Origin of the sequence: Burkholderia sp. 567 (assembly GCF_040545115.1) — a bacterium.
Classification (GTDB): domain Bacteria; phylum Pseudomonadota; class Gammaproteobacteria; order Burkholderiales; family Burkholderiaceae; genus Burkholderia; species Burkholderia ambifaria.
The window spans coordinates 889072-912908 of the sequence record NZ_JBEPLG010000002.1 but is presented as its reverse complement, the minus strand read 5'-3'; the positions used below and the strand labels follow the sequence as shown (position 1 = coordinate 912908).

The following is a 23837-nucleotide window of genomic DNA, read 5'->3' as shown; positions in this document are numbered from 1 at the left end:
TCAAACTCCTGGCATTCCTATATGTTTTTCTTGATGAACCGCACCGCCAGTCTCTCGAACTGATCGGCATCGACCGCTGGCAGCTGGCCGGCCACGTCGCTCGACACATTCGATACCGGTCCGGATGGCTTTTGAATTTCGCCTTCGAATCCCGCCGCCGCGTGGCCGTCCGTCGCGCGGACCAGCTTTGGCACGCGGCCAAGCGTGTCCTGCGCGAATGTCGGCATGTCCGCGCTCATGCTCGCCGGACCATCCCAAGCATGACCAGCCGACTTCACCGTGAACGTGCCGGGGCATCCCAGCTCGATATCGCCGCCGCGCAGCCGGAGATACGCGCCGCCGGACGTAACGAGCACGACTTCATCGCTCGCGGTGCCGACGAGCTTTCCGCCCGCCGCGGTCAATTGAATGTTCTTCGCCGAGTCGACGCGCGTATCGTCGTTCTGCGACTGGATCGTGACCTTCCCCTGATTCGCGATCGCCGACACGCCGTCGCCGTGCGCAAACATCGCGACGCCGCGACCGGCATGCAGATTGATGCGCTCGCCGCTCGTGACTTGCACATGTTGCTGCGCGACCTGATCGATGTTCTCGCCCGCATGGATGACGTGCGTTTTGGGCGTGACGTGGAGCGCCCCGGACTGCGCGCCGAATGCGAGCAGCGCCGACGCATCGTCGGCCGCGCCGGCTGGTGCGCCGCCGGGCGTCCAGTTGCGGAATGCACTGGCGAGGTTGTCCTGACCGCTGGTGTCGGCGGACTGCCCGCCGTGCTGGCCGGCGTAATCGCCGAGCGATTTGAAGAGCTCGGTGCATTGATCGAGCAGGCGAACCAGTTCATCGCGATCGAGCTGGCCACCGGTGGCCCGTGTGCGCGCATAGGTCGACAGCAGGATGCCGCGCGCGGCGCGCAATGCGGCGGCGGCATCGGTGCGCAGCTCCGCGCCTTCGCCGCGCGCCTCCCCATGTCCGTTTTCTCGCGGCTGCGTCAGATACCCGAGATTCAATTCGGTGTGCGCATGTTCGCTCGCCAACTGCGCCGAGATTTGCGACGGCGTATCGTCCAGACGAAGCTGGTTATAACGCCTGCCGTTGATTTCCTTGGTCTTGATGCCGGAGAGGAACCGGTTGCCGGGAAGCGCGCCGGTATGGCTAAAGGTCGCAGGCGGGTTCGCGCCATTGCTCAGCACGCCGATGATGACCAACCGGTCCGGGTCGCCCGCAAGACATCCCAGCATGACTTCCATGCCGACGCGGGGCAGGAACAGCGTCCCGAAGTTGCCGCCCGCCAGATTTGCCCCGACGCGAATGGGTGCGCTGTCACCGGCCCGGCCGTTCGTTCCGGCGCCTTGCGCGTGCGCATGATCGGCCGGATCGTAACCGTGGATCCGCACGCGCACGCGGCCGGCGCTGTCGCAAAACACTTCCTCGCCCTGCATGCCGACGATCGTGCCGGTCAGCAGGTGAACCGGCGGCACATCGATCTTCGGATCGTAGGCGGGTTTGAGCGGCACGCCGCGCCGCACGCACGTGAAGCGGTTCTCGTAGCGCGTGTCCGCTTGTTCGGCAACATCGGCAGGCGTCGGCCCAACGGTTTGCGCCAGGTTACGGCTCGCCGCGAAAAGTCCCTGCGCCCGACTCGCAAGCTGCGTTGGCAGGTTGTTGCGGATATCGTGTCGAACCGACGTGACGACGAACCGACGATGCTCGACGGGCTTCATATCCAGCTCCGGGTCGCCCGTCAGCGTGAACCAGTGGCCGACCGGTAAGTCGCGCACGTTGCTGATCCCGTCGTATCGCTCGGCTTCGAACTGGTGAGCCAGTATCCGGTCGCGCGTGATGCGGTCGTGGTCGTTCCACGAATCGCCGACGTGCGGGATGTCGATCGCGACGTCGGTCAGCAGGTGGGCCAGATCGTTTCCCGATTCACCCTGATGGAGGCTGGCGACGGCCGTTGAATCGTCGATACGCGCCGTCTTGTAGTCCCACGACGGACGGCGGACCTTGCCGGACGACAGGCGCTGGCGGTGCGCAAAGAGCGTCACCGTGTCGCGCTGCGCAGCGCCCGCGTCGCGAGGATGAAGGCGCAGCGCACCGGCCGGTGCCTCTTTCAGGCAATGCGGATCGTCGCAAAACACGAGCGTGTGAACCGGCTGCTCGTCGGCCATGCCGTGCACGCGTCCGACCGGCGCGGCCTTCACGAAGACCGTGATGCCTTCCCGGCGGAGCAGACGCCGGATGAAGCGCGCGTCCGATTCGTTGACCTGTCGCGTAAGCTCGCGCACCGGATAGCGATCGGCCTGCAGCCCGGACAGGTCGAAATCGAACGCGCGCGCGAGTGCGTAGCTGCGCTGTTTCCATTCGTTCATCAGCGTCGTGAGGATTTCCGGCACGCTGCGCGAGCGGAACACGCGGGCGTTCGTGCGACCCTCCATCAACGACAGCGCGTCACACACCTGCAGTTGATAGACGGTCAACTCGCCGTCGGATTGACCGGTCCGCACTTCGCGCACGATCGCATTGATCGCGCGTACGCCGCCCCGATCGGTCGTCACGCGAACCGACACGGGCAGGCCGAGAAACAGCGCCGGCGACAGATGGTCGTGGGTGGATACGCAGGTCAGCTGCCCTTCGATGCCGGACATCAGCCCTTCGTGGATATCGGCGTGATGGAGCGCCAGCAGATGGCCGACCGCGCGTTGCGCGCGCCCGAAATGGAGATCGACTGGCCGCGGGTTCCCGTCAATCAGACCAGACGCAAAATTACGGAGCGTTTTTGCTATCGACATCACGCTAATCTCATTGCTATGTTTCAGAATTCTGATTTATCTGAAATTGAATATCGGTAGGGTTAAAGGCGGGAATCCGCTAAATCGCGCGGCGGAGATTAGCAAGTTTTTCTGGCTCGGAGAATGTATTTTTATTTTGGGATTGCGGGATTTATCTTTAAGAAACAGTATTTTGCATTTTTGGGCGACCTGTTGATTTTTTAAAAATCTTATGTCGGGATGCGATTGATGCTGTCTCGACAATTATTCGGTGGACCACGGGATGCGGTCGCGTTATTTTGTCCGATTAAAGCAGGTATGGGTTTTTAAAAACTCGATTTGTCAGACATAAAGGCGAACGACTGCATGTTGCAGTATCGGAAAAGACGCGAACGGATCGCGCTCGTGCCTGCGCAGGCAATGTGCGCGAACGCATGATGTCTATGAGGGAATCCCCCGTAACACGCCGGTGAACGTCACGTCGACGCCCGCAGCCCTTCGCCCGGCGCTTTCCCGCCGACGCTTCCCACCTCCCGCTCCCGATTATTTGCGTTTCGCGAATGGCGCGTTCGCCGGTTGTTCCATACCCGATCGGCGGCCGCGCCCCTATCGTTCGGGCGTCGGCTGATTGAATTCGACGCCTGCAACCGGAAAGGCGGCCGCCATTTCCTCGCGACTCGCGTCGCATCGCACACAAGACAACACCTGGCTTCATGCACCGACGCTCCGGCGCGTGCACGCGGACCAATCCACGGAGACAGACATGAAAGCAAACGAGTGGGATACCTCCTATGAGTGGAAGGCGGTGACGCTGCTGGCGCTCGGTTTCGGGCTGGTCGGCCTCGACCGCTGGCTCATCGCGCCGCTGTTCCCGTCGATCATGAAGGACCTGAACCTGACCGCGCAGGACGTCGGCAACTGCATCGGCGTGCTCGGCCTGTCGTGGGGCATTTTCGCGGCGCTGATGGGCGGCATCTCGGACAAGATCGGCCGCCGCAAGGTACTGATCCCCGCCATCGTCGCGTTCTCGCTGCTGTCCGGCTTCTCGGGGCTCGCGGGCGGGCTGCTCGGCCTGATCGCGATCCGCGGGCTGATGGGCGTGGCCGAGGGTTCGTTCTGCCCGACCAGCTTCGCGGCGACCGCCGACGCATCGCACCCGCGGCGGCGCGGCCTGAACCTCGGGCTGCAGCAAAGCGGCTTCGCGCTGTTCGGGCTGGCGCTGTCGCCGATCATCGCGACCCAGTTGCTCAACGTCGTGTCGTGGCGCTGGGTGTTCGCGCTCGTGGCGCTTCCCGGGCTGATCCTCGGCGCGGTCATGTTCTTCGTGATCCGCGAACCGAAGCGCACGAAGGAGGTCGTGTCGGAACACGCGCCGGCCTCGCTCGGCCATGTGCTCAAGAGCCGCAACATCCTCGTCGCGATGGCCGCGCTCTGTTGCGCGATGACCGGCGTGTTCGTGCTTGGCGCGCTGCTGCCGCTGTACCTGACGGACTACCTGTCGCTCGGCACGCAGAAGATGGGCCTCGTGGTGTCGGCGATCGGCTTCGGCGGCTTTCTCGGGCAGTTCGGGCTGCCGGGCCTGTCCGACCTGGTGGGGCGCCGCCTCGCGAGCATCGTCGGCTTCGCCGGCACCGCGGTGATGCTCTACATTTTCCGCGGGCTGGGCCCGCAGCCGGTCGTGTTGTTCGTCGTCCTGTTCGTCGCGTCGTTCTTCACGCTCGGGTTGGTGTCGCTGCTGTCGGGGCCGGTGGCGACCGAAGCCGCGCCAGTCGGGCTCGTGTCGACGTCGATCGGCGTGGTGGTCGGCTGCGGCGAGATCTTCGGCGGCGGCATCGCGCCGGCGCTGGGCGGCTACGTCGCCGCGCACTTCGGGATCCAGAACATTCTGTGGCTGCCGATGATTGCGGTGCTGCTCGGCATCGTGGTCAGCATGCTGCTGCGGGAAACTGCGCCGGCCGTGCTGCAGCGCCGCGTGGGCGTGCAGCCGGAACTGACTACGGGCGAGCAGCCGTAACATGCGGCTCGGTCGCACCCGCACCCGCACCCGCACCCGCACCCGCACCCGCACCCGCGCCCGGCGGCCCTGCGAGATTGACACCTGCCGGGTGACAGTGTGACGCTTTGCGCATGCTCCAACCGGCCGGGAGGTACGGTTAGACTGGCGGTTTCGCTTCCCGGAAAAGGCGCCGCATGGACCGCTTTCTGAGCATCGAGGCATTCGTCAGGGTCGCCGAGGCGAGCAGTTTTGCGGAAGCGGCGCGCCAGCTTGGCGTCACGAGTTCGGTCGTGACGAACCGCATCCAGCAGCTGGAGAAGTTCGTCAACGCGCCGCTGTTCCATCGCAGCACGCGCCACGTGCGGCTGTCCGACGTGGGCGAGACCTTCTATCGCGAATGCGCGGAGGTGGTCGGGCGCGTGAACGAGCTGACCGACCAGATGCGCGAGCTGCGCGCGACACCGACCGGGCGGCTGCGCATCCAGATGCTGCCCGGCTTCGCGCTCGATCACTTCGGCGTGCCGCTCGCCGAATTCAATCGGCGCTACCCGGGCATCCAGCTCGACATCATCGTCAACGACCGTGTGGTGGACCCTGTCGAAGAAGGGTTCGACATCGCGTTCCAGATCTTCCCGCCGATTTCCGAATCGCTGATCGAGCGGCGCTTGTTCGTGGTCCGACGCCTGTTCTGCGCGTCGCCCGCGTATCTCGACGCGCATGGTGCGCCACAACATCCGCGCGAATTGCTGCAGCACACGACGGCGCTGTATTCGGGTTATCCATCACGCAATCGCTGGACGATGACGCGCGGCGACGAGGTCGTCGAAATGGAATTGCCCGGCATGATCCGCTCGAACTCCGTGCATCTGCTGCGCGAGTACGCGCTGACGGGCGGCGGTGTCGTGTGCCTGCCCACGCTGGTCGCGAGCGAGGCGCTCGTCGCGGGCCGGCTGGTGCCCATCCTCACCGACTTCGAGATCGCGCCGCTGAGCTTCGCGGCCGTCTATCCCGCAACGCAGCGACAGGCGTTGAAGGTGAAAGCGCTGGTCGAATTCCTCGCCGAATACATCGGCGACGAGTCGCCGTGGGACCGTCCGCTGCTGGAGCGCGGCTGGGTCCGTTGAGCCGGGCGATTATTCGCGAAACGCAAATGCCGTAGTCGCGCTCCGTTGCCTTGTTGAGGGGCGCCCTTGCCCCTAGAGTTGAATCCAACAAGCGGTACAACTCAGGAGACAGCAATGACCGACACGGCATTCCACACCGTCTTTGGCTCGCTCGACAGCTACACCAAGGGCGAGATCGAAATCACCAGCGGCAGCGCGCAGCACTACGCCTTCTCGAACGTCTTCGAGGTGGCATCGAAGTCGGCCCCCTACGAGAAAGTCGTCGCCGGCAAGAACCTCGAATACGTGATCGAAGTGCTGCGCACAGACGGCGAGTCGCCGTGGTTTGCCTGCGCGCACGACGAGTTCGCGATCCAGATGGACGGCGAAGTCCGCATCGAATTCATCAAGCTCGACAACCCGCCGACCACCGGCCGCGGCACCGTGAGCGCCGGCACGCAGCCGGCGGGCCGCGAGATGGGCTACGTCGTCCTGCGCAAGGGGCATCAGGCGCTGCTGCCGGGCGGCTGCGCGTATCGGTTCGCCGCCGACAAGCCGGGCGTCGCGCTCGTGCAGACCGTGCTCGGCGAACTGTCCGTCGAGAAGTGGGCCGATATCTGCCTGCACTGACCGATCCGACCGCCCCCCAATTCGACTATTCCAGGAGACACGTGATGGCCACTCTCGAGACCCTCGATCTTTCCGCCGGCTTTGCCGCCGATCTGGTGCAAGCCACCGAAGCCGATGCCGTCACCGGCTACCGCCGCTTCCACCTCGGCGCGTTCGCGTTCCAGCGCGACGAGTATTTCGTGAAAATCAGTTGGCCGGCGAAGGGCAGCACGCGCACGCATGCGATCCCCGCGGACGCGTTTTTGCGCGCGATGATGCGCGACGTGGCATGGGGCTTCTTCTACGGCTGGGTGAATTTCGATCACGTGTTCGGCACGCGCAATCACTACGGCAAGGTGGACGTCTATGCCGGCACATTCAACGGAATCCTGAAGGAAGCCGGCGTCGACTACACCGAGACCTTCGAAACGCCGACGATCATGGCGACTTTCAAGGCGATGCTGCACGACTGGACCAACGAAGGCTTCGACCCGTTCGCGGCGCCCGAGGAAACCGGCACGGCATTCGGCCGCAAGCACGGCGAGAACGGCGCGGCGATCGAACGCACGCGCATCGCGACGCGCCGCATGCCCGGCCTCGAAGGCGACTCGCCGCTGCGCGACGAACTGCCGGTGAACCGCGCGTTCCGCGACGTCGGCCAGGACGAGCCCGAGGTGCATGTGAAGCCCGGCTTCGAAGGCGAGCTGCACGCGTTCAACCTGTTCAAGTACCTGTCGCGCTCGGACGTGACGTGGAATCCGTCGGTCACCTCCGTGTGCGGGCGCAGCCTGTTCTGCCCGACCACCGAGGAATTCATCCTGCCGGTGTTCCACGGCAACGACCGCGTCGAATGGTTCCTGCAACTGTCCGACGAAATCGTGTGGGACATCGGCGACAAGAACACCGGTGCGCCGCGCGCACGCATCACGATGCGGGCCGGCGACATCTGCGCGATGCCCGCGGACATCCGGCACCAGGGCTACTCGACAAAGCGCTCGATGCTGCTGGTCTGGGAAAACGCGACGCCGGACCTTCCGCAGCGATACGAGAGCGGCGAGCTTGCGCCGTATCCGATCGAATTCTAAGCAGCGCATGCGCGCGATACCGAGGACGATTCATGCAAACCCAACTCTTCATCGACGGCCGCTTCGTTGACGCCGTCGAGCGTGGCACGATCGACGTGCTCAATCCGCACGACGGCTCGCTGATCACAAAGATCGCCGCGGCGACCGCGGCGGACGTGGACCTGGCCGTGGAAGCGGCCACCCGCGCGTTCCCGAAGTGGTCGGCCATGCCGGCGGCCGAACGCGGCCGGCTGCTGCTGCGTCTCGCCGACGCGATCGAAGCCAACGCGGAGGAACTCGCGCAGCTCGAATCGCTGGACACCGGCCACCCGATCCGCGATTCGCGCGCGCTCGACGTGCCGCGCACGGCAGGATGCTTCCGCTACTTCGGCGGGATGGCCGACAAGCTGCAAGGCTCGGTGATTCCGGTCGAAACCGGCTTCCTGAACTACGTGCAGCGCGCGCCGATCGGCGTCGTCGGCCAGATCGTGCCGTGGAATTTCCCGCTGATGTTCACGAGCTGGAAGATGGGCCCGGCGCTGGCCGCGGGCAACACCGTGGTGCTCAAGCCGTCGGAGATCACGCCGCTGTCGACGCTGCGTATCGTCGAACTGATGGCCGAGGTCGGCTTCCCGGCCGGTGTCGTCAACATCGTCCCCGGTTACGGGCATACGGCGGGCCAGCGGCTCGCCGAACATCCCGGTGTCGGGAAGATTGCGTTCACCGGTTCGACGGCGACGGGCCGCCGGATCGTCGAGGCATCGCAGGGCAACCTGAAGCGCGTGCAGCTGGAGCTGGGCGGCAAGGGCGCGAACATCGTGTTCGACGATGCGAACCTCGACGCCGCCATCAACGGCGCCGCGTGGGCGATCTTCCACAACCAGGGGCAGGCGTGCATCGCGGGTTCGCGTCTCGTGCTGCACGAACGCATCGCCGACGCATTCCTCGAGCGCTTCGTGTCGCTGGCGTCGTCGATCCGTGTCGGCAATCCGCTCGACCCGGACACCGAGATGGGGCCGCTCACGTCGAAGCAGCATCTCGACCGCGTGCTGTCGTTCGTCGACGTCGCGCGCGAGCAGGGCGGCCGTGTGCTCACGGGCGGCAGCGTGCCGCAGGATGCGGCGCTCGCCAACGGCTACTACGTGCGCCCGACGGTCATCGAAGCGAAGAGCGCGTCGGATCGCGTCGCACAGGAGGAAGTGTTCGGCCCGTTCGTCACCGTGCTGCGCTTCGGCAGCGACGAGGAAGCGCTGTCGATCGCCAATGCGACCGAATACGGGCTCGGCAGCGGCCTCTGGACCAACGATCTGTCCCGCGCGCACAGGATGGCATCGCGGATCGACGCGGGCATGTGCTGGATCAACTGCTACAAGCGCGTCAATCCGGGCAGTCCGTTCGGCGGCGTCGGCCAGTCGGGCTACGGCCGCGAGATGGGTTTCGAGGCGATGCACGACTACACCGAAGCGCGCTCGGTGTGGGTCAACGTCGACGGCAACGTGCCGCCGCATTTCAAGCGCTGAGGCTGCCATGGAGCGCTTCGTCTATCAGGGAACGCCGTCGCGCGTCGTGTTCGAATGGGGCGCGCTCGAGCGGCTGCCTGACGAGTTGTCCGCGCTCGGCGCGCACCGCGCGCTGATTCTGTCGACGCCCGAGCAGCAGCCGCTCGCCGAACGGGTCGCCGGCGTGCTCGGCGAGCGGGCGGCCGGCGTATGCGCGCAGGCCGTGATGCACGTGCCGATCGAGGTGGCCCGTGCCGCGCGTGAGAGGGCGGCCGAGCTGGGCGCGGACTGCTGCATCGCGATCGGCGGCGGCTCGACGATTGGCCTTGGCAAGGCGATCGCGCTCGAATCGTCGCTGCCGATCCTCGCCGTGCCGACGACCTATGCGGGTTCGGAGATGACGCCGATCTACGGGCTCACGGAAGGCCGGCTGAAGCGCACCGGGCGCGATGCGCGCGTGCTGCCGCGTACGGTGCTCTACGACCCGTCCCTGACGTTGTCGCTGCCGCCGGGGATTTCGGCGGCGTCCGGCGTCAACGCGATGGCGCATGCGGTCGAAGCGCTCTATGCGGAAGATGCGAACCCGGTGATCAGCCTGATGGCCGAGGAGTCGATTCGCGCGCTCGGTGATGCACTGCCGGCCATCGTTCGCACACCAGACGACCGCGAGATGCGCAGCCGCGCGTTGTACGGCGCATGGCTTGCCGGCACGTGTCTCGGCGCGGTCGGCATGGCGCTGCACCACAAGCTCTGTCATACGCTCGGCGGCACCTTCAACCTGCCGCACGCGCAGACCCACGCCGCGATGTTGCCGCATACGGCGCACTACAACCATGCCGCGGCGCCCGACGCGCTGCGCCGGGTCGCGCGGGCGCTGGGCGGCACCGACGCGGCCGACGCCGGGCCGCTGTTGTTCCGGTTGAATCGGCAGCTCGGCCTGTCGGCGGCGCTTGCCGATATCGGGATGCCGGAAGCGGGCCTCGACGAAGCCGCCGACCTCGCATGCCGGAACCCCTACGCGAATCCGCGGCCGATCGAACGCGCGCCGATTCGCGAATTGCTTCAGCGTGCGTGGCAAGGGCACGCGCCGCAGTGAGCGGCCGGCCGCATCCAAGGAGACGAACGTGACGAATGAACATCATGACGGCGACACCCGGCTGACCGAGCAGGTCGTCGCCAGCTTCGACGGTACGCCGAACCCGCGCTTGCGCGTGCTGATGCAGAGCCTCGTGCGGCACCTGCATGCGTTTGTCCGCGAAACGGAGCTGACCGAGGCCGAGTGGATGACCGCGATCCGCTTCCTGACCGAAACCGGGCAGATGTGCGACGACGTCGTGCGCCAGGAATTCATCCTGTTGTCGGACACGCTGGGCGTGTCGATGCTGGTCGATGCCATCAATCATCGTTTCGCCACCGGCGCGACGGAAACGACCGTGTTCGGCCCGTTCTACATCGAGGGCATGCCCGAGCGTGCGTACGGCGAGAACATGGCGTTCACGCCCGGCACGCCGGTCGTCGTGCACGGCCGCGTGCTCGGCACCGACGGTGCGCCGGTGCCGGGCGCCGTGCTCGACGTGTGGCAGACCGCCGACAACGGCATGTATTCCGGGCAGGACAAGGCACAACCGCACGGCAATCTGCGCGGCCGCTACCGGACCGATGCCGAAGGCCGCTATGCGATCACGACGATTCTGCCGGTCAGCTATCCGATTCCGACCGACGGCCCGGTCGGCAAGATGCTCGATGCCACCGGACGCCATCCGTGGCGGCCCGCGCACCTGCACTTCATGATCGACGCGCCGGGCTACCGCAAGCTCGTCACGCACCTGTTCGACGAGGAGGATGCGTATCTGGAGTCCGATGCCGTGTTCGGCGTGAAGCCGTCGCTGATGGTCGCGTATCGGCCGCGTGCGGCGGACGATGAACTTGCACGCCGGTTCGGGTTGAAAGGCGCGTACCGCGAAGCGACGTATGACTTCGTGCTCGACCGGAGCTGACCGACATGGCTCGATTTTTCGCGGTGTTTGCGACCGACCAACCCGGGATGCGCGACGTGCGCGACCGCGTGCGCGCCACACATCGGACGTACCTGCGTTCCGCCGCGCAGCACGGCGTCTATGTGCGGCTCGGCGGGCCGACACTCGATCCGCAGGGCGATGCGATGAACGGCACGCTGCTCGTCATCGAAGCGGACGACATCGATGCGGTGATGCAGTTCGTCGGCAACGATCCGTACGTGAAGGAAGGGCTGTTCTCGCGGGTCGAGGTGCGTCCGTGGGATTGGAGCCTCGGCAATCCCGAGCGGAGAGTGTGAGTCATGGGCGCCACGCAACTCTGTCGCTTCTCCGAGGTGCCCGACGGCGGCGCGCGGGTCGTCGACGAGGCGAGCATCGGGCAACCTGTCATCGTCGTGCGGCGTGGGGAGCAGGTGTGGGCGTACGTGAACCGTTGTCCGCATTTCTCGGTTCCGCTCGATTTCGTGCCGGGCAACGTTTCCTGTTACCGGTCCCAGGTGCTGATGTGCGCGCATCACAGTGCGCTGTTCCGGTTCGACGATGGTGTGTGCATCGATGGACCATGCTCGGGTGCCGGGCTGGAAGCCGTGGCGGTCGAGGTGGATTCGGCGGCATGGGTGGTCTGTCGCGGCGCTTGAGTCGAAAGGTGGGATTGCCCAGCCGTATTCGGATGATCGGGCAATCGCATCGAGGTGGATGAAATCGGGAATGAGCGGGATTTCATTCACGCTTTACAATCAGTAAAACTAAGTAATTTTCCGACCCGGATGAAAGAGAAACCGGGATGGGGAAGTCGTTGTTTCACGAAACATCGGTCGAGTACCCGCGACACAGTGGGCGGCCGTTCGCATTCACAGAAAAAAGACGGAGACACAATGAAACTCAGGTTTGGAGCAGCCGCGATGCTCGTCATCGCGCAGGGCGCTTACGCGCAAAGCAGCGTGACCTTGTTCGGTCTGATCGACAGCGGCATTTCGTATGTCAGCAACGAGGGCGGAGGGAAGAACGTCAAGTTCGACGACGGCATCTTCACGCCGAACCTGTTCGGCTTGCGCGGCACCGAGGATCTCGGCGGCGGATATCGCGCGACGTTCGCGCTCGTGAACCAGTTCTCGATGGCGAACGGCAGCATCATCGGCACCGGGATCTTCGGCCGCAATGCATACGTCGGCATCGAGAGCGACCGCTTCGGCAACATCACGCTCGGGAACCAGTACGACTTCATGGTCGATGCCCTGTTCGCGAAAGGGAACGCGATTTCGATGGATATCAGCGGGTTGTACGGGTTCAGGAATGGCCCGTTCCAGCGTCTTGCGCTGCCGAACAATCCGACCGGCGCATTCGATTGGGATCGAACGGCCGGCAGCAAGCCGGTGGCGAATTCGGTCAAATACAGTTCGCCGACGATTGCGGGTTTCTCCGGTGGCGTGATGTATGCGTTCGGCGGCGTGGCCGGTTCCATCGGCGCGGACAATGCCGTGAGCGCCGGGTTGAACTACGAAGTCGGGGCGTTCGGTATCGGCGCGGCCTATACGAACGAGAAGTACGGTCCGGCGCCCGGTACACCGTCGACCAGTGTGCGCAACTGGGGCGTCGGGATGCACTATGACTTCGGCGCGGTGACCGCGAAGGCGTTGCTGACCACCGTCCACAATTCGTTCAACGACGCCGGTGTGTGGATGGCTGAAGCCGGCGGCATGTGGCGCGTCCGGCCGGACGTTTTTCTGGGCGCGAAGTACATGTACATGAAGGGCAACGAAGCCGTGAACGACAACCACGCGCATCAGGTCAGCGTCGCGCTTCAATACCTGCTGTCGAAGCGGACGATGGTTTATGTGTCCGGCGACTATCAACGCGCGAACAGCGGCGCCAACGCGCAGATCAACGGCGTGCTCGACCCGAATGGGGCGTCCAGTTCAGCGACCCAGGCGGTGGCGCGGATCGGGTTGCATACGATGTTTTGACGGACGCGGCGGCGGCGCGCGGGTCAGCCGGTGTCGGGGCGGAGCTTGCGTCAAGCTCCGCATGGCGCCGGGCTACCTCGCCGTCGCGGCGTTCTCTTTGGCTTTGTCCTGCTCCGCCGCCAGCGCCGCATCCGCCGCCTGGGCGCGCTGGATTGCCGGGCGTGCCAGGATGCGATCGATATACGCGCGAATGCGCGGCGTCTCGGGTATCAGCTTGAACATCGTGGTCCAGTTCAGCGCCGAGCCCCACAGCACATCGGCCGCCGTGAAGCGCTCGCCGAGCAGGTACGGCCCCTTTGCTAGTTGCGCCTCGAGCGCGTTGACGACGGCATCGAAATCGCCGTAGGGCGACATCGAATAGGCGGCGGGCGGACGATTCATCGAGCGGTCGACGATGGCCGGCTCGAAGCACGAACCGTAGAACACCATCCAGCGCAGGTACGGCCCGCGCAGCGCGTCGCCCGGCGCGGGCGACAGCCCGGCTTCCGGATACAGTTCGGCCGCGTACATATAGACGGCGGGCTGCTCCGTGACGATCACGTCGCCGTGACGCAGCGCGGGAACCTTGCCCAGCGGATTGATCGCGAGGTAATCGGCTTCGTGGTGCTTGCCGGTCGACAGATCGAACGCGTGTACTTCATAGTCGGCGCCCAGTTCCTCGAGCAGCTTGCGGGCGCCCGCCGATCGGCTGCGCGGGGAATGGAACAGGGTCAGGTGACGGTCTTGCGGCATGGCGGGCTCCGGTGTGCGGTCGGGACAAGGTTTCCAATGTAGGTGGATTGCCGGCCGCCGTCTTGGAAAAATCCGCTGTGGCGGTGCATCATTACGCAATCCTTCCATCCGTTCGTCACCATGGCCGACTTGCGTAACGTGACCGATCCGCCCAAGGGCGTCGTCGGCCCGAAAGCGTTCAACCAGCGCTTCCGCCTGAATCGATACTATCCGAGTGCCGAACTGGCCGGGGTGCTCGATCATCACTGGGTCGTCGAATGGGATCTGCGCGACCAGCCGCCGTACGTGCAGCGCACGCTGCCGTATCCATGCGTGAACCTGGTGTTCGACCGGCGACGCACGGGAATCTTCGGTGTGGTGTCGGGCGCGTTCGAGACGACGCTGGCCGGGGCCGGGAAGGTGATCGGCATGCGGTTTCGGCCCGGTGCGTTTCGCGCGTTCCTCGGCAAACCCGTGCATCTGCTGACCGACAAGGTGGTGCCGGTGTCGACGCTGCTCGATTGCGGCGATGCGGAAGCCGAAAACGCCGTGCTCGGCGGCGAGGACGATGCCGCGATGGTGGCGGCGGCCGAGGCGCTGCTGTTGCGCGTGCTGCCGCCGCCGGATCCGCAGGTCGAGCGCATTCATGCCATTTTGCAGATGCTGCAGCAGGACCTCGCGCTGACGCAGGTGCGTGATCTGGCCGAGCGTGCGGGGTTGAGTGAGCGCACGCTGCAGCAGCTCTTTTCCAGCCATGTGGGGGTCACGCCGAAGTGGGTGATCTGTCGATACCGGTTGCATGAGGCCGCCGACAAGCTCGCCGGCGGCGAGCCGGTCGATCTCGCGGAGTTGGCGCATGCGCTCGGGTATTTCGATCAGGCGCATTTCACGCGCGATTTCCGCAAGTTGGTCGGGAAGGCGCCGGCGGAGTATCGGCGGGACGATCGGCAGCAGTGAGGTGGCGGGTGCGGCTTCGTGACGGGCAACCGAATGTCATTGCCTGCCGCATGTCGGGCGGCTGCTCGCCGGTCGTGGATTGTCGGATTGTTGTAGTCCGGGCAATACGATAGTGTGGCGTGCTGGCCTGCCGCCGAGCTGCAATTGAACCTACGATGTGTCGCGTAGGCGACCGGTGAGCTCGAACGGTTGGCGCGCTGCCCATCAATTTCATCCTGCCGATCGCGTGGTCGGCCGGTCAGTCAGATAATCAGGAGTCTGTCGTGTTTTACCGGAAATCCATGTTGGGTCGTCGGAATGTCGTGTGCGTTGCCGCCGTGGCGATCATGCTGGCGCAAGTCGCGATGCGTGCCGAGGCCGCCAATGTCGGCGATACGGCGAGCGCTGCGCCCGCCGTGTCGCCCGACACGTCACCCACGCGGCCGATCGTCGGCGACGATCCGGTTGCGATTCGGGACGCGCTCCAGAAGCAGCACATCAAAAGCGCGGCCCCCTCCCTGAGCGATCGCGTTCGCAGCCTGGTGCCCGGTGGTGCCGACCAACATGGCCGGAACGCCGACCTGGCCGCGGTCAATCTGGATCGTGACGTGACTTTCCTGGTGCCGGTGTCGTATGGGCTGCTGTATCAGTCGAAGAAGCATGTGTTGAAGGTGGACGTCGACCTGGTCGACAGCGACGGCGAAGGCCGGAAAGGCATCCTGCTCAAGAAGAGCATTACCGGGAAGCGCGGGCGAGGGCTCGTGATCGCGGCCGAGGCGAAGGCGAAAGGCTATATCCAGCAGATCGACATCATCGAGCTCGATCCCGGAAAAGGCGGGAAGTCGACCGTTCGCGGCCGTGTGAACCTTTCGCCGGCCGCGTACGCGCAAACGCATGGCCAGTTCGCGGTCGCTATTTCCGGGCGACTGGTCCGGCCGTATCTGATGGAGCACGTCGAACACGCGGAGCCGAGCAACGACGAGCCGACCGACATCACGACGAGGACTTCAAGGCTGTATCTGGATGTCGAATCGATTTCGCTGGTGAGTCCGGCGAGTGGGGCGGTGGTGTTGAAGAAGTTGAGTTTGTCGAAGTAGCGGTATTGCGATCAAGTGCATTTCACGCGCGATATCCGACGCCGTCTTGACTCGCCCGGGTGAGTTGGCGTCGCCGATTGACGCATCGCAGAGCCTAGGAAGACTGCGCGTCCCAACGATGGAGGAAGGCCATTACGTCATCGCGTGATCGAAGAATCCGCTTGTCGGCCCCGTATTCCTCAAACAATTTCTGGTGGCCAACGTATGAACTCGATCCCTGACGACTTCGGTACGTCGAGGCCCAATCCAGCAGCGCGGCGAATGACGCCGCGTCTCCTCCTCGACGAATACCGCGGTGACGGATATTCTCAACGCATTCCGCTTCGTCGAGGCACAACCAGATCAGCGCGGTGGAGTCATCGCGGATCTCATTGACGAGCGAACCGTAAATGCCTTCGATGACCCATCGATCAGCTTTCGCGGCATCTCGCAGTAATTGAACGGCATCGTTGCGCTCCCGAGCAACGCTGTATCCGCCCGGAAGCCAATGAATCGAATCCAGATCTACACAGGGCGCCGCCAACCGATTCGCGATTCGTTCGGCGAGCCAGCTTTTTCCGGAGCCCGAATTCCCCACTATCAGCGTTCTATGCAGATCCATACGGGGGCTCGTCTCGTGGGGGCCAACGGCTAATCTCTTGATCGTCAAGTGCCGCAGCTCAATTGATCGGCGATGGCTCGGAGCGCAAGCTTGCCAAGCCGGTTAATCGCATGATCGCAGATCCGCATGGCGACGCACGCTGCGAGAAAAGCTAAATCTTCGCGTTGCGCAGTCGCAGAGCGTTCGAGATGACCGAAGCGGAGCTAAGACTCATGGCCAGTGCGGCAATCATCGGCGAGAGCAGCAAACCGGTGAATGGATAAAGCACCCCAGCCGCCAACGGAACACCGAGTGCGTTGTATACGAACGCGAAGCCAAGATTTTGCTTCATGTTCGCGACCGTTGCCTCGGACAGCGCCCGAGCACGCGCGATACCGCGCAGGTCGCCCTTGACCAGCGTCACCTGGGCGCTGCTCATTGCCACATCCGTGCCGGTTCCCATCGCCACGCCGACATCGGCCTTGGCAAGCGCGGGAGCGTCGTTTATGCCGTCCCCGGCCATCGCCACGACATGCCGGGCTTGCTGAAGCCGTGTCACCAGGTCGAGCTTGTCGGCAGGCTTCACCTCCCCATGGAATTCATCGACGCCAAGCTTCTCGGCCACGGCCTTGGCCGTGACCACGCCGTCACCGGTCGCCATCACGACGCGAATACCGTTCTCCTTCAATGTCGAAAGCGCTTCCGGCGTCGTCGTCTTTATCGGGTCGGCGACTGCCAGCAGCCCGGCCAAGCCGCCGTCGACTGCCAGGTACATGACGCTGGCGCCCTGCGCGCGCATGCCGTCCGCCTCGTTGGCCAGCGATTCGACCGAGACTGCGTCGGTCTGCATCAGCGCGGTGTTGCCCAGCGCGAGTTTCCTGCCGGCGACCAGTCCTCTCACGCCGATACCCGTCGCGGATTCGAAATTCTCCGGGCGGTCCAAAGTCAGGTTCTTCTCACGCGCAGCCGCGACGATGGCCGCGGCAAGCGGATGCTCGCTGCCCTGGTCGAGACTCGCCGCCAGACGAAGCACCTCGTCGGCCGTGTATCCGTTTGTGCCCACGGCCCGCTCGAAGGCTGGATGCCCCTCGGTCAGCGTGCCCGTCTTGTCGACGATCAGTACATCGACCTTTCGCAGATTTTCGATCGCGGCCGCATCGCGAAAGAGAATTCCGCTGGTGGCTCCTTTGCCACTCGCGACCATGATGGACATTGGCGTCGCAAGACCGAGCGCGCAGGGGCACGCAATGATCAGCACCGCCACAGCGTTGATGAGCCCGAACACCCAGCTGGGCTCGGGCCCGAAGATGCCCCATACGAAGAACGTCAGAAGAGCGGCGCTGACGACCCCGACGACAAACACCCCAGCCACCTTGTCGGCCATCCGCTGCATGGGGGCCCGGGACCGCTGCGCCTGCGCGACCATCTGCACGATTTGCGACAGCACCGTCTCGGAGCCGACCTTTTCCGAGCGGATGATGAGACTGCCTGTCGCGTTCATCGTCGCGCCGATGACGTGGTCGCCAACGCGCTTGGTGACGGGAATGGGCTCGCCGGTGATCATGGACTCGTCCAGCGAACTCGAGCCATCGGTCACCACGCCGTCCGTGGGGACTTTCTCGCCGGGCCGCACGCGAAGCAGGTTTCCGACATGTACATGGGACAACGGAATGTCTTCCTCGGAACCGTCCGGGTTGATGCGTCGGGCCGTCTTGGGGGCGAGCCCGAGCAGCGCCTTGATGGCTGCGGACGTTTGCGAGCGGGCCTTCAGTTCGAGCAACTGCCCGAGAAGCGTCAGCGAAATGATGACCGCCGCCGCTTCGAAATAGACGCTGACTCGGCCGTGCTCGCTGTACGTTTCAGGAAACACGCCGGGGAAGAGGGTAGCGATGACACTGTAGATATACGCGGCGCCTGTCCCGAGCCCGATGAGCGTCCACATGTTGGGGCTGCGGTTCATGAATGAGCGAATGCACCGCGCGAAAAACGGCAGGCCGGCCCACAGGATGACCGGCGTGGAGACGATGAACTCGACCCAGCTTTCAGTGCCGGCATCCATCAGTTTCAGGCGATGGCCGAACATCGCCAGCACGAAAACGACGACGGTCAGTGGCAACGTCCACCAGAATCGGCGTCGGAAATCGATCAGTTCCGGATTCTCGCCTTCGTCGACGCTGGGCAGAATCGGCTCCAGCGTCATGCCGCACTTCGGACATTGCCCCGGGTGGTCCTGGCGAATTTCAGGGTGCATCGGGCACGTGTAGACGGTGCCCTCGGGCATCGCTTGGGGCTGCTGCTTGGCCGTCTCGTGTGTGTGATGCCCGCCCGATGACACGTGCTCGGAAATCCGTTGACGATAACGCTTGTCTTCGCCAGGTTGACCGCTCATTTGACGCTCCTTTGCTCAGCCGTTCCGCTCCGGTTATTGACCGAGGCCGGCCGGTACATCAGTTGCGTACAGTGAGACGCCACAGCGTCGGCTGTGGGCGGGCCCGCCTGATTTCAATGTACCTGGGCCGGGCGCTTCCCGAACATAATAGGTAAAACTTTTCGGCCGGATGCTGCCTGCGCGGCCTGACGGTCCACGAGCATCGTTTTCGAAAGCCGGTTGAATTCCGGAATCACTCTATGCTCGCGCCCCTTCGACGGTTTGACGTCGCTCAACAAAATTAAGAACCCAAATTCGTCATACGAATAAGAGCCATGGAGCGAGCGTGCGAGCGGATGGGTGTATCGGCGCGGACATGCTCGGCAACGCAGCATTGACGTGCATCAACGCTGCGCTCGCCCGGCTACTTACGATAGACAGTGCACCCGTGAGCGGAATGCCGCGGAATATCGAGCAGAGGCGCGTCCATGTTGGAAAAATCGGCAGCAATCTCCGCGCGGCGCGGTCTGGCACGCGCACTTCTGACGGCCGCACTGGCCGTCTCCCTGCTTGCTCTCACTGGATGCGGCTATAACGCGATCCAGACTGAAGACGAGCAGGTGAAGGCCAGTTGGTCAGAAGTTCTAAATCAGTATCAACGGCGTGCCGACCTTGTCCCCAATCTCGTCAACACGGTGAAGGGGTACGCGAACCAGGAAAAGGAAGTGCTCGTCAGTGTGACGGAGGCTCGGGCGCAAGTGGGCTCGATTCGCGCCACGCCTGAACTTCTTGCCGACCCGCAGGCGTTCGCAAAGTTCGAGGCGGCGCAGGGGCAGCTCACGTCGTCTCTGTCACGTCTGCTCGTGGTATCGGAGAACTATCCGCAATTGAAGTCGGATGCGAACTTCCGGGACTTGCAGGCGCAGCTCGAGGGTACGGAAAATCGTATCGCCGTCGCCCGCAATCGATACATTCGCTCCGTCCAGACGTACAACACGACGGTACGTTCGTTCCCGAGTAATTTGACTGCAAAGGCGTTCGGCTATCTGGAACGACCCAACTTCTCGGTGAGCAACGAAGCCGAGATTTCCAGGCCGCCGCGGGTCGACTTCGGCTCGACGCCGGCATCTGCGGGCAGGGCTTCCAATTGAACGTGTTCCGACTGGCGATGGCCGTCGTCTTGGCCTTCTTTGTGTTGGGGGGAGTTCACGCCCACGCGGACGCCGTTGTCCCGCCGCTGACATCGAGAGTAACCGATGAGACTGGAACCCTGACCAGCGACCAGAAGGCTGGCCTTGAGCAGACGTTGAAAGAGTTCGAAGCGAAAAAGGGAACGCAGATTTCGGTTCTTGTTGTTCCAACCACGGCGCCGGAAACCATCGAACAGTATTCGATGCGAGTCGTCGAGCAATGGAAGCTGGGGCGCAAGAACGTCGACGACGGCGCGCTTCTGATTATCGCCAAGAACGACCGAACGCTTCGAATCGAGGTCGGATACGGCCTCGAAGGCGTGCTCACCGACGCGACGAGCAATCGCATCATCAACGAGGCAATCGTTCCCCGGTTCCGAAACGGCGATTTCTACGGCGGCATCACTGCGGGCCTCGACGGCATGATGCGCGTCACCAGCGGCGAGCAGTTGCCCCCGCCGCAGCGACGAGATCAGGCAAGCACCGGCGCCGGACGGTTACTTCCGCTTCTCTTCCTCCTGACGGTCATGGCCGGCGGCCTGCTGCGCGCCATGCTCGGGAGATTGCCGGGGGCCGCCGTTACAGGCGGAGTCGTTGGTGTACTCGCGTGGGTTTTGTCGGGGGCGCTTTTTGTCGCTATCGCGGCAGGACTGATGGCGCTGCTCTTCACGTTGCTGGGGGGCGGGATGGGCGCGGTTGGCGGGCGCTTCATTGGCGGTAGCGGTGGGCGTTTCGGTAGTGATTCGAATCGCGACATCTTTCGCGGAGGCGGTGGCGGCTTTGGCGGCGGTGGCGCATCGGGACGGTGGTGAGCATGGACCTGAAACGCCTCTTTCGGCATCTCTTCACGACCCACTGGCGGGTCAACAGCGCATTTTCACGGCAAGCACTTATCGCTATTGAAGAGGCTGTACGTACCAGTCATCGCGCGCACGTGGGTCAAGTCAGGTTTGCTGTAGAGGGGGCGCTGCACATCGGCGCCTTGCTGAAGGGCACATCTGCGAGGGACCGTGCCATCGAGGTTTTCTCGGACCTCCGGGTTTGGGACACGGAGCACAACAACGGCATTCTTATCTATCTGCTTCTTGCGGACCGCGACGTCGAAATCGTTGTGGACCGAGGCATACACGCCAAGGTGGATGGCCGCGAATGGGAGGCGATTTGCCAAGCCATGGAGGCCCATTTCCGGCAAGGAGATTTCCGGTCCGGTGCGCTGCGGGGTGTCGAGCAGGTTACCGAGCTGTTGAGAAAACACTTTCCAGCTCATGGTCCGCGGCGCGACGACCTTTCGAGTTCGCCCGTCGTGATGTAGGCCTCGACCTCATATCGATCCTCCGGAGCGGAAATCTGCGAATTTTGTGAGAAACCGTTGGCTCCGAGGTTGCCAAATGCCGAGGTACATTAATTCTGGTTACGCGTCACCGCTGGTTTTGGTTACGTCCGAACTCTCTCGGCAAATCAATGGCTTGCGTGGCCGACCCGACGATGTCAAATCGTACGTATGTTTGCGTGACCGCCGTCAACATCCGAACACTCGCTTTTCCAACAGTTTCGGTTACGTACGTTGCCTGTAGGACCCGCACTGGCGCTTCCCTTATGGCCCATGTCCAATGAGCGCGCGAGCGTTATAGGTGCAGCCCGAAGTGACCGGGACGCGAGAGAATCGCGCCGACCGCAAGTACAGCCATCATGACCGGCTAATCGTGTCGGTGCACTTGCGGCAGGCGACGAGCAACCACCTCCAGAGGCGTCGTCGTGAAACGGGGGCTTCTCCTGCGGGACGCCAGACCAGCTGTTAGGCAGCTTCGCTGGTACCTCTCCTTGCCCTGCGGAGCTGGTCGGTTCCTCTGCCGCTATGCGAATCACGAAACCGATAGAAATCATACCCAAGCATGAAAAGCGACGCCTCCAGCCTACGAAGCCCATCAGGCCCTGCGCACCATTCCGCACCGGCTTTGTCACGTGCGTCAGAAAGAATCCAGTTGGCCCAGACGTTCACTCGGGCCCAGGATTTGGAACCGTAGCATCCGCCATACAGCTTGCTAAACTGGTGTCCGCCAGTGGACGGGTCGCGCAGCGTGCGGCCGCCATCACCGTTGGCCCACAGGAACTGGAGCTTCTCCGGAACGCCTGCAAAGTGGGACAGGGAGGCCAGGTATCGTTGCACGAGGAACCCAAGGGCAGCCCCAACGCGACCATCGTAAATAATGTGATTGGGAAGTGCCAGCGCGTAGTACTTCGTCCAGCCGGCATTCATTCGCGGCGAGTGGGTGTGGCTGCTCTCACTGCCGCCGAAAGCCTCAATGTCCGGATTGTCTCCGCTCAATGCTTCTCGCCCCATACGCAGGACATGGGGGAGGGCTTGTCCCTGTTGCTTTGCCCAACTGATATTTGCGGCGTACGCGCGACGTTTTTCTCCAAAGCCCCACTTCATCACTTCGTGACATGCCGCTTCGGCGAGCTTGTGCGCACGCGAGCTATTCTCGCCCTCAATGGCTTCCTTGATTTTCTGGCTGACTGCGCTGAGCGCAAGCATGTTGCCCTCAAAGTCCTTTCGGTTCCACCAATACATATCAAAAAGGCTTTCAAGACTTTCGGCGCGCACCACGTAGACCGGACCGCCACCATTCCGGTAGTCGTGGTAGCCACCCGGGAACTTGTCTTCAAAGCCATCATAAAGTTGATTTCTGGAAAATCCGATGGAAAGCCCGAGGGACTTGCCGTCGATGACGCCAGCCAGGAAGGCGACGAAATCCTGAACGTCTTTATCTTCGAGGTAGTCAGTACGGTTCACGACAGTTCAACTCTTGGTAGAAGTCGGTTCGAGCCAGCAATGGGGGCTCGCATTTTGCACAAAGGCCCATTCTCGTTAACGGAAAAGTCGACGGTTACTGAAGGGGAAATGCTCATGCTTGTCGGCGGAGTTCATTGTCGATTTGTTGCAGCGCGTCTCGCGCCGCGCATGCCACTCCTACTCCGACTGCAATCGGTATCCCTGATTCCAGTGGGTTGATGCGGGTGACACGAGGGCCATGCCTTTCACTAAATCGCCTCACGGTCGGTACCGCTCGGCCAGCGCCCACCTCGACCACTACCCGGCGCCGGCCGCGTTTGAGCCAGGACGCGAGCTGGTTTTCCTGCCTTTCCGCGTGCTTCTCCACCCATTGCGAGTCTCCGAACATAAGAATGTTCGGCCTCGCGAGACCTCCGCAATGTGGACACCTCAGCATTTCGTTCTCGAGCAGACATGTCGCTTCGTTGACGACCGGCATGAAGTCGTTAGCAGACCACGTCTCATCGATGCAAGCCTCGACGCATTGAAGCCGGTGGATGGTGCCGTGGCATTCCACAATGTGCTGTTCATCGAATCCTGCCTTCTGAAACTGGCCGTCGATGTTGCTGGTGAACACGAAAGCGCCGTGCTTCATCGCCGACGCCCACCTGAGCAGAATGCCAAAGCCGGCATGAGGAACGGTCGCGCGATAGAGCGCGAGGCGGTGACCATAGAATCCCCAGCTCAGGCGCGGATTGCTCGCAAAGCCCGCGGGGTTGGCGATGTCCTCAAACGAAAATCCATAGTGGCGCAGCGCCGGGTATGCACGCCAGAAGCTTTCCGTTCCCCGGAAGTCGGGTAGCCCGGAATCCACCCCCATGCCAGCGCCTGCGGTGATGAGCAGCCTTTCCACCATTGATTCGCCGGCGCAACACCCATCAGCGTTACAATTGCGGTACATTTTTCTCTGGCGAGCCGACCTATGGAACGTAAGTCCGACACCTTGAATCTCCGGATTACACCCGAGTTGAAGGAGTTGATTCGATTGGCCGCCGAGAGAGAGCACAGGACGATTGCCAACTTCATAGAAGTGCTCGTTCGACAACACTGTGGCGAACACAGCATAACGATTCCGGCCAAACGGCCACTGGGCCGCTAAATCTACCG

Annotated in this window: 22 protein-coding genes; 16 read left to right on the top strand and 6 right to left on the bottom strand. The window is 63.4% G+C overall.

Annotated features, from left to right (window positions below; translation table 11 throughout):
- Positions 1-17 precede the first annotated feature (17 nt).
- Entirely contained in the window at positions 18-2786 is a 2769-nt protein-coding gene (locus ABIC50_RS09555) for a type VI secretion system Vgr family protein (protein WP_354163392.1), read from the bottom strand.
- Positions 2787-3528: 742 nt separating this feature from the next.
- On the opposite strand from ABIC50_RS09555, the gene ABIC50_RS09550 reads away from it, so the two are divergent.
- The 10 genes from ABIC50_RS09550 to ABIC50_RS09505 all read left to right on the top strand — a co-directional run bounded on the left by ABIC50_RS09550 (position 3529) and on the right by ABIC50_RS09505 (position 13015).
- Positions 3529-4779 carry an MFS transporter gene (locus tag ABIC50_RS09550; RefSeq protein WP_354163390.1) on the top strand — a complete coding sequence of 417 codons (1251 nt, stop codon included), beginning with the start codon at positions 3529-3531 and terminating at the stop codon, positions 4777-4779.
- A 176-nt stretch (positions 4780-4955) separates the two neighbouring features.
- Positions 4956-5885, top strand: a complete 930-nt coding sequence (locus ABIC50_RS09545) for a LysR family transcriptional regulator (protein ID WP_105831699.1) — start codon at positions 4956-4958, stop codon at positions 5883-5885.
- Between the two features lie 114 nt (positions 5886-5999).
- Positions 6000-6494, top strand: a complete 495-nt coding sequence (locus tag ABIC50_RS09540; RefSeq protein ID WP_354163388.1) for a cupin domain-containing protein — start codon at positions 6000-6002, stop codon at positions 6492-6494.
- 44 nt (positions 6495-6538) lie between these two features.
- Positions 6539-7558: a hydroxyquinol 1,2-dioxygenase gene (locus tag ABIC50_RS09535; protein ID WP_126226489.1), complete on the top strand. Its 1020-nt coding sequence runs from the start codon at positions 6539-6541 to the stop codon at positions 7556-7558.
- A gap of 32 nt (positions 7559-7590) precedes the next feature.
- Complete coding sequence (locus ABIC50_RS09530) at positions 7591-9057, top strand: aldehyde dehydrogenase family protein (protein ID WP_354163386.1); 1467 nt, start codon at positions 7591-7593, stop codon at positions 9055-9057.
- A 7-nt stretch (positions 9058-9064) separates the two neighbouring features.
- A complete protein-coding gene (locus ABIC50_RS09525; RefSeq protein WP_175694355.1) occupies positions 9065-10132 on the top strand; it encodes a maleylacetate reductase in 1068 nt (355 codons plus the stop codon).
- Positions 10133-10160: 28 nt separating this feature from the next.
- A complete protein-coding gene (locus ABIC50_RS09520; RefSeq protein WP_354163384.1) occupies positions 10161-11033 on the top strand; it encodes an intradiol ring-cleavage dioxygenase in 873 nt (290 codons plus the stop codon).
- Positions 11034-11038: 5 nt separating this feature from the next.
- Positions 11039-11350 (top strand): YciI family protein, encoded by a 312-nt coding sequence (locus ABIC50_RS09515; protein WP_012365279.1) that lies wholly within the window; start codon positions 11039-11041, stop codon positions 11348-11350.
- Positions 11351-11353: 3 nt separating this feature from the next.
- Positions 11354-11689 carry a Rieske (2Fe-2S) protein gene (locus ABIC50_RS09510; protein ID WP_354163382.1) on the top strand — a complete coding sequence of 112 codons (336 nt, stop codon included), beginning with the start codon at positions 11354-11356 and terminating at the stop codon, positions 11687-11689.
- 237 nt (positions 11690-11926) lie between these two features.
- The gene (locus tag ABIC50_RS09505) at positions 11927-13015 is read left to right on the top strand and encodes a porin (protein ID WP_354163661.1); all 1089 of its coding nucleotides are present in this window, start codon (positions 11927-11929) and stop codon (positions 13013-13015) included.
- Between the two features lie 72 nt (positions 13016-13087).
- Here ABIC50_RS09505 and ABIC50_RS09500 read toward each other — a convergent pair whose 3' ends face one another.
- Positions 13088-13747, bottom strand: a complete 660-nt coding sequence (locus tag ABIC50_RS09500; RefSeq protein ID WP_354163381.1) for a glutathione S-transferase family protein — start codon at positions 13745-13747, stop codon at positions 13088-13090.
- A 120-nt stretch (positions 13748-13867) separates the two neighbouring features.
- On the opposite strand from ABIC50_RS09500, the gene ABIC50_RS09495 reads away from it, so the two are divergent.
- Positions 13868-14683 (top strand): AraC family transcriptional regulator, encoded by an 816-nt coding sequence (locus ABIC50_RS09495; RefSeq protein ID WP_354163380.1) that lies wholly within the window; start codon positions 13868-13870, stop codon positions 14681-14683.
- Positions 14684-14946: 263 nt separating this feature from the next.
- Positions 14947-15759, top strand: coding sequence for a hypothetical protein (locus tag ABIC50_RS09490; RefSeq protein ID WP_354163378.1), 813 nt, complete (start codon positions 14947-14949; stop codon positions 15757-15759).
- A 94-nt stretch (positions 15760-15853) separates the two neighbouring features.
- Here ABIC50_RS09490 and ABIC50_RS09485 read toward each other — a convergent pair whose 3' ends face one another.
- Together ABIC50_RS09485 and ABIC50_RS09480 are read right to left on the bottom strand one after the other, a co-directional pair.
- Positions 15854-16360 carry a P-loop NTPase family protein gene (locus ABIC50_RS09485; RefSeq protein ID WP_244098276.1) on the bottom strand — a complete coding sequence of 169 codons (507 nt, stop codon included), beginning with the start codon at positions 16358-16360 and terminating at the stop codon, positions 15854-15856.
- Positions 16361-16511: 151 nt separating this feature from the next.
- A complete protein-coding gene (locus tag ABIC50_RS09480) occupies positions 16512-18728 on the bottom strand; it encodes a copper-transporting P-type ATPase (protein ID WP_354163376.1) in 2217 nt (738 codons plus the stop codon).
- 467 nt (positions 18729-19195) lie between these two features.
- Here ABIC50_RS09480 and ABIC50_RS09475 point away from each other — a divergent pair, with 467 nt between their 5' ends.
- From ABIC50_RS09475 to ABIC50_RS09465, 3 genes are read left to right on the top strand one after another with little or no spacing between them, the layout of a single operon-like run.
- Positions 19196-19858: a LemA family protein gene (locus ABIC50_RS09475; protein ID WP_354163374.1), complete on the top strand. Its 663-nt coding sequence runs from the start codon at positions 19196-19198 to the stop codon at positions 19856-19858.
- Between the two features lie 17 nt (positions 19859-19875).
- Positions 19876-20709: a TPM domain-containing protein gene (locus ABIC50_RS09470; RefSeq protein WP_354163372.1), complete on the top strand. Its 834-nt coding sequence runs from the start codon at positions 19876-19878 to the stop codon at positions 20707-20709.
- 2 nt (positions 20710-20711) lie between these two features.
- Positions 20712-21209 carry a TPM domain-containing protein gene (locus ABIC50_RS09465; RefSeq protein WP_012365293.1) on the top strand — a complete coding sequence of 166 codons (498 nt, stop codon included), beginning with the start codon at positions 20712-20714 and terminating at the stop codon, positions 21207-21209.
- A 483-nt stretch (positions 21210-21692) separates the two neighbouring features.
- Here the strand turns inward: ABIC50_RS09465 and ABIC50_RS09460 are convergent, their stop codons facing one another.
- Positions 21693-22691 carry a hypothetical protein gene (locus ABIC50_RS09460; RefSeq protein WP_354163371.1) on the bottom strand — a complete coding sequence of 333 codons (999 nt, stop codon included), beginning with the start codon at positions 22689-22691 and terminating at the stop codon, positions 21693-21695.
- Positions 22692-22803: 112 nt separating this feature from the next.
- Positions 22804-23586, bottom strand: a complete 783-nt coding sequence (locus ABIC50_RS09455) for an SIR2 family NAD-dependent protein deacylase (protein WP_354163369.1) — start codon at positions 23584-23586, stop codon at positions 22804-22806.
- Positions 23587-23652: 66 nt separating this feature from the next.
- Between ABIC50_RS09455 and ABIC50_RS09450 the strand changes: the two genes are divergently transcribed.
- The gene (locus ABIC50_RS09450) at positions 23653-23829 is read left to right on the top strand and encodes a type II toxin -antitoxin system TacA 1-like antitoxin (RefSeq protein WP_084636098.1); all 177 of its coding nucleotides are present in this window, start codon (positions 23653-23655) and stop codon (positions 23827-23829) included.
- Positions 23830-23837: the final 8 nt, after the last annotated feature.

What these genes read in the sequence shown, in the direction of transcription:
- ABIC50_RS09555 (WP_354163392.1), bottom strand. Translation starts at nt 2,786, where the DNA reads ATGTCGATAGCAAAAACGCTCCGTAATTTTGCGTCTGGTCTGATTGAC.
- ABIC50_RS09550 (WP_354163390.1), top strand. Translation starts at nt 3,529, where the DNA reads ATGAAAGCAAACGAGTGGGATACCTCCTATGAGTGGAAGGCGGTGACG.
- ABIC50_RS09545 (WP_105831699.1), top strand. Translation starts at nt 4,956, where the DNA reads ATGGACCGCTTTCTGAGCATCGAGGCATTCGTCAGGGTCGCCGAGGCG.
- ABIC50_RS09540 (WP_354163388.1), top strand. Translation starts at nt 6,000, where the DNA reads ATGACCGACACGGCATTCCACACCGTCTTTGGCTCGCTCGACAGCTAC.
- ABIC50_RS09535 (WP_126226489.1), top strand. Translation starts at nt 6,539, where the DNA reads ATGGCCACTCTCGAGACCCTCGATCTTTCCGCCGGCTTTGCCGCCGAT.
- ABIC50_RS09530 (WP_354163386.1), top strand. Translation starts at nt 7,591, where the DNA reads ATGCAAACCCAACTCTTCATCGACGGCCGCTTCGTTGACGCCGTCGAG.
- ABIC50_RS09525 (WP_175694355.1), top strand. Translation starts at nt 9,065, where the DNA reads ATGGAGCGCTTCGTCTATCAGGGAACGCCGTCGCGCGTCGTGTTCGAA.
- ABIC50_RS09515 (WP_012365279.1), top strand. Translation starts at nt 11,039, where the DNA reads ATGGCTCGATTTTTCGCGGTGTTTGCGACCGACCAACCCGGGATGCGC.
- ABIC50_RS09510 (WP_354163382.1), top strand. Translation starts at nt 11,354, where the DNA reads ATGGGCGCCACGCAACTCTGTCGCTTCTCCGAGGTGCCCGACGGCGGC.
- ABIC50_RS09505 (WP_354163661.1), top strand. Translation starts at nt 11,927, where the DNA reads ATGAAACTCAGGTTTGGAGCAGCCGCGATGCTCGTCATCGCGCAGGGC.
- ABIC50_RS09500 (WP_354163381.1), bottom strand. Translation starts at nt 13,747, where the DNA reads ATGCCGCAAGACCGTCACCTGACCCTGTTCCATTCCCCGCGCAGCCGA.
- ABIC50_RS09495 (WP_354163380.1), top strand. Translation starts at nt 13,868, where the DNA reads ATGGCCGACTTGCGTAACGTGACCGATCCGCCCAAGGGCGTCGTCGGC.
- ABIC50_RS09485 (WP_244098276.1), bottom strand. Translation starts at nt 16,360, where the DNA reads ATGGATCTGCATAGAACGCTGATAGTGGGGAATTCGGGCTCCGGAAAA.
- ABIC50_RS09480 (WP_354163376.1), bottom strand. Translation starts at nt 18,728, where the DNA reads ATGAGCGGTCAACCTGGCGAAGACAAGCGTTATCGTCAACGGATTTCC.
- ABIC50_RS09475 (WP_354163374.1), top strand. Translation starts at nt 19,196, where the DNA reads ATGTTGGAAAAATCGGCAGCAATCTCCGCGCGGCGCGGTCTGGCACGC.
- ABIC50_RS09470 (WP_354163372.1), top strand. Translation starts at nt 19,876, where the DNA reads ATGGCCGTCGTCTTGGCCTTCTTTGTGTTGGGGGGAGTTCACGCCCAC.
- ABIC50_RS09465 (WP_012365293.1), top strand. Translation starts at nt 20,712, where the DNA reads ATGGACCTGAAACGCCTCTTTCGGCATCTCTTCACGACCCACTGGCGG.
- ABIC50_RS09455 (WP_354163369.1), bottom strand. Translation starts at nt 23,586, where the DNA reads ATGGTGGAAAGGCTGCTCATCACCGCAGGCGCTGGCATGGGGGTGGAT.
- ABIC50_RS09450 (WP_084636098.1), top strand. Translation starts at nt 23,653, where the DNA reads ATGGAACGTAAGTCCGACACCTTGAATCTCCGGATTACACCCGAGTTG.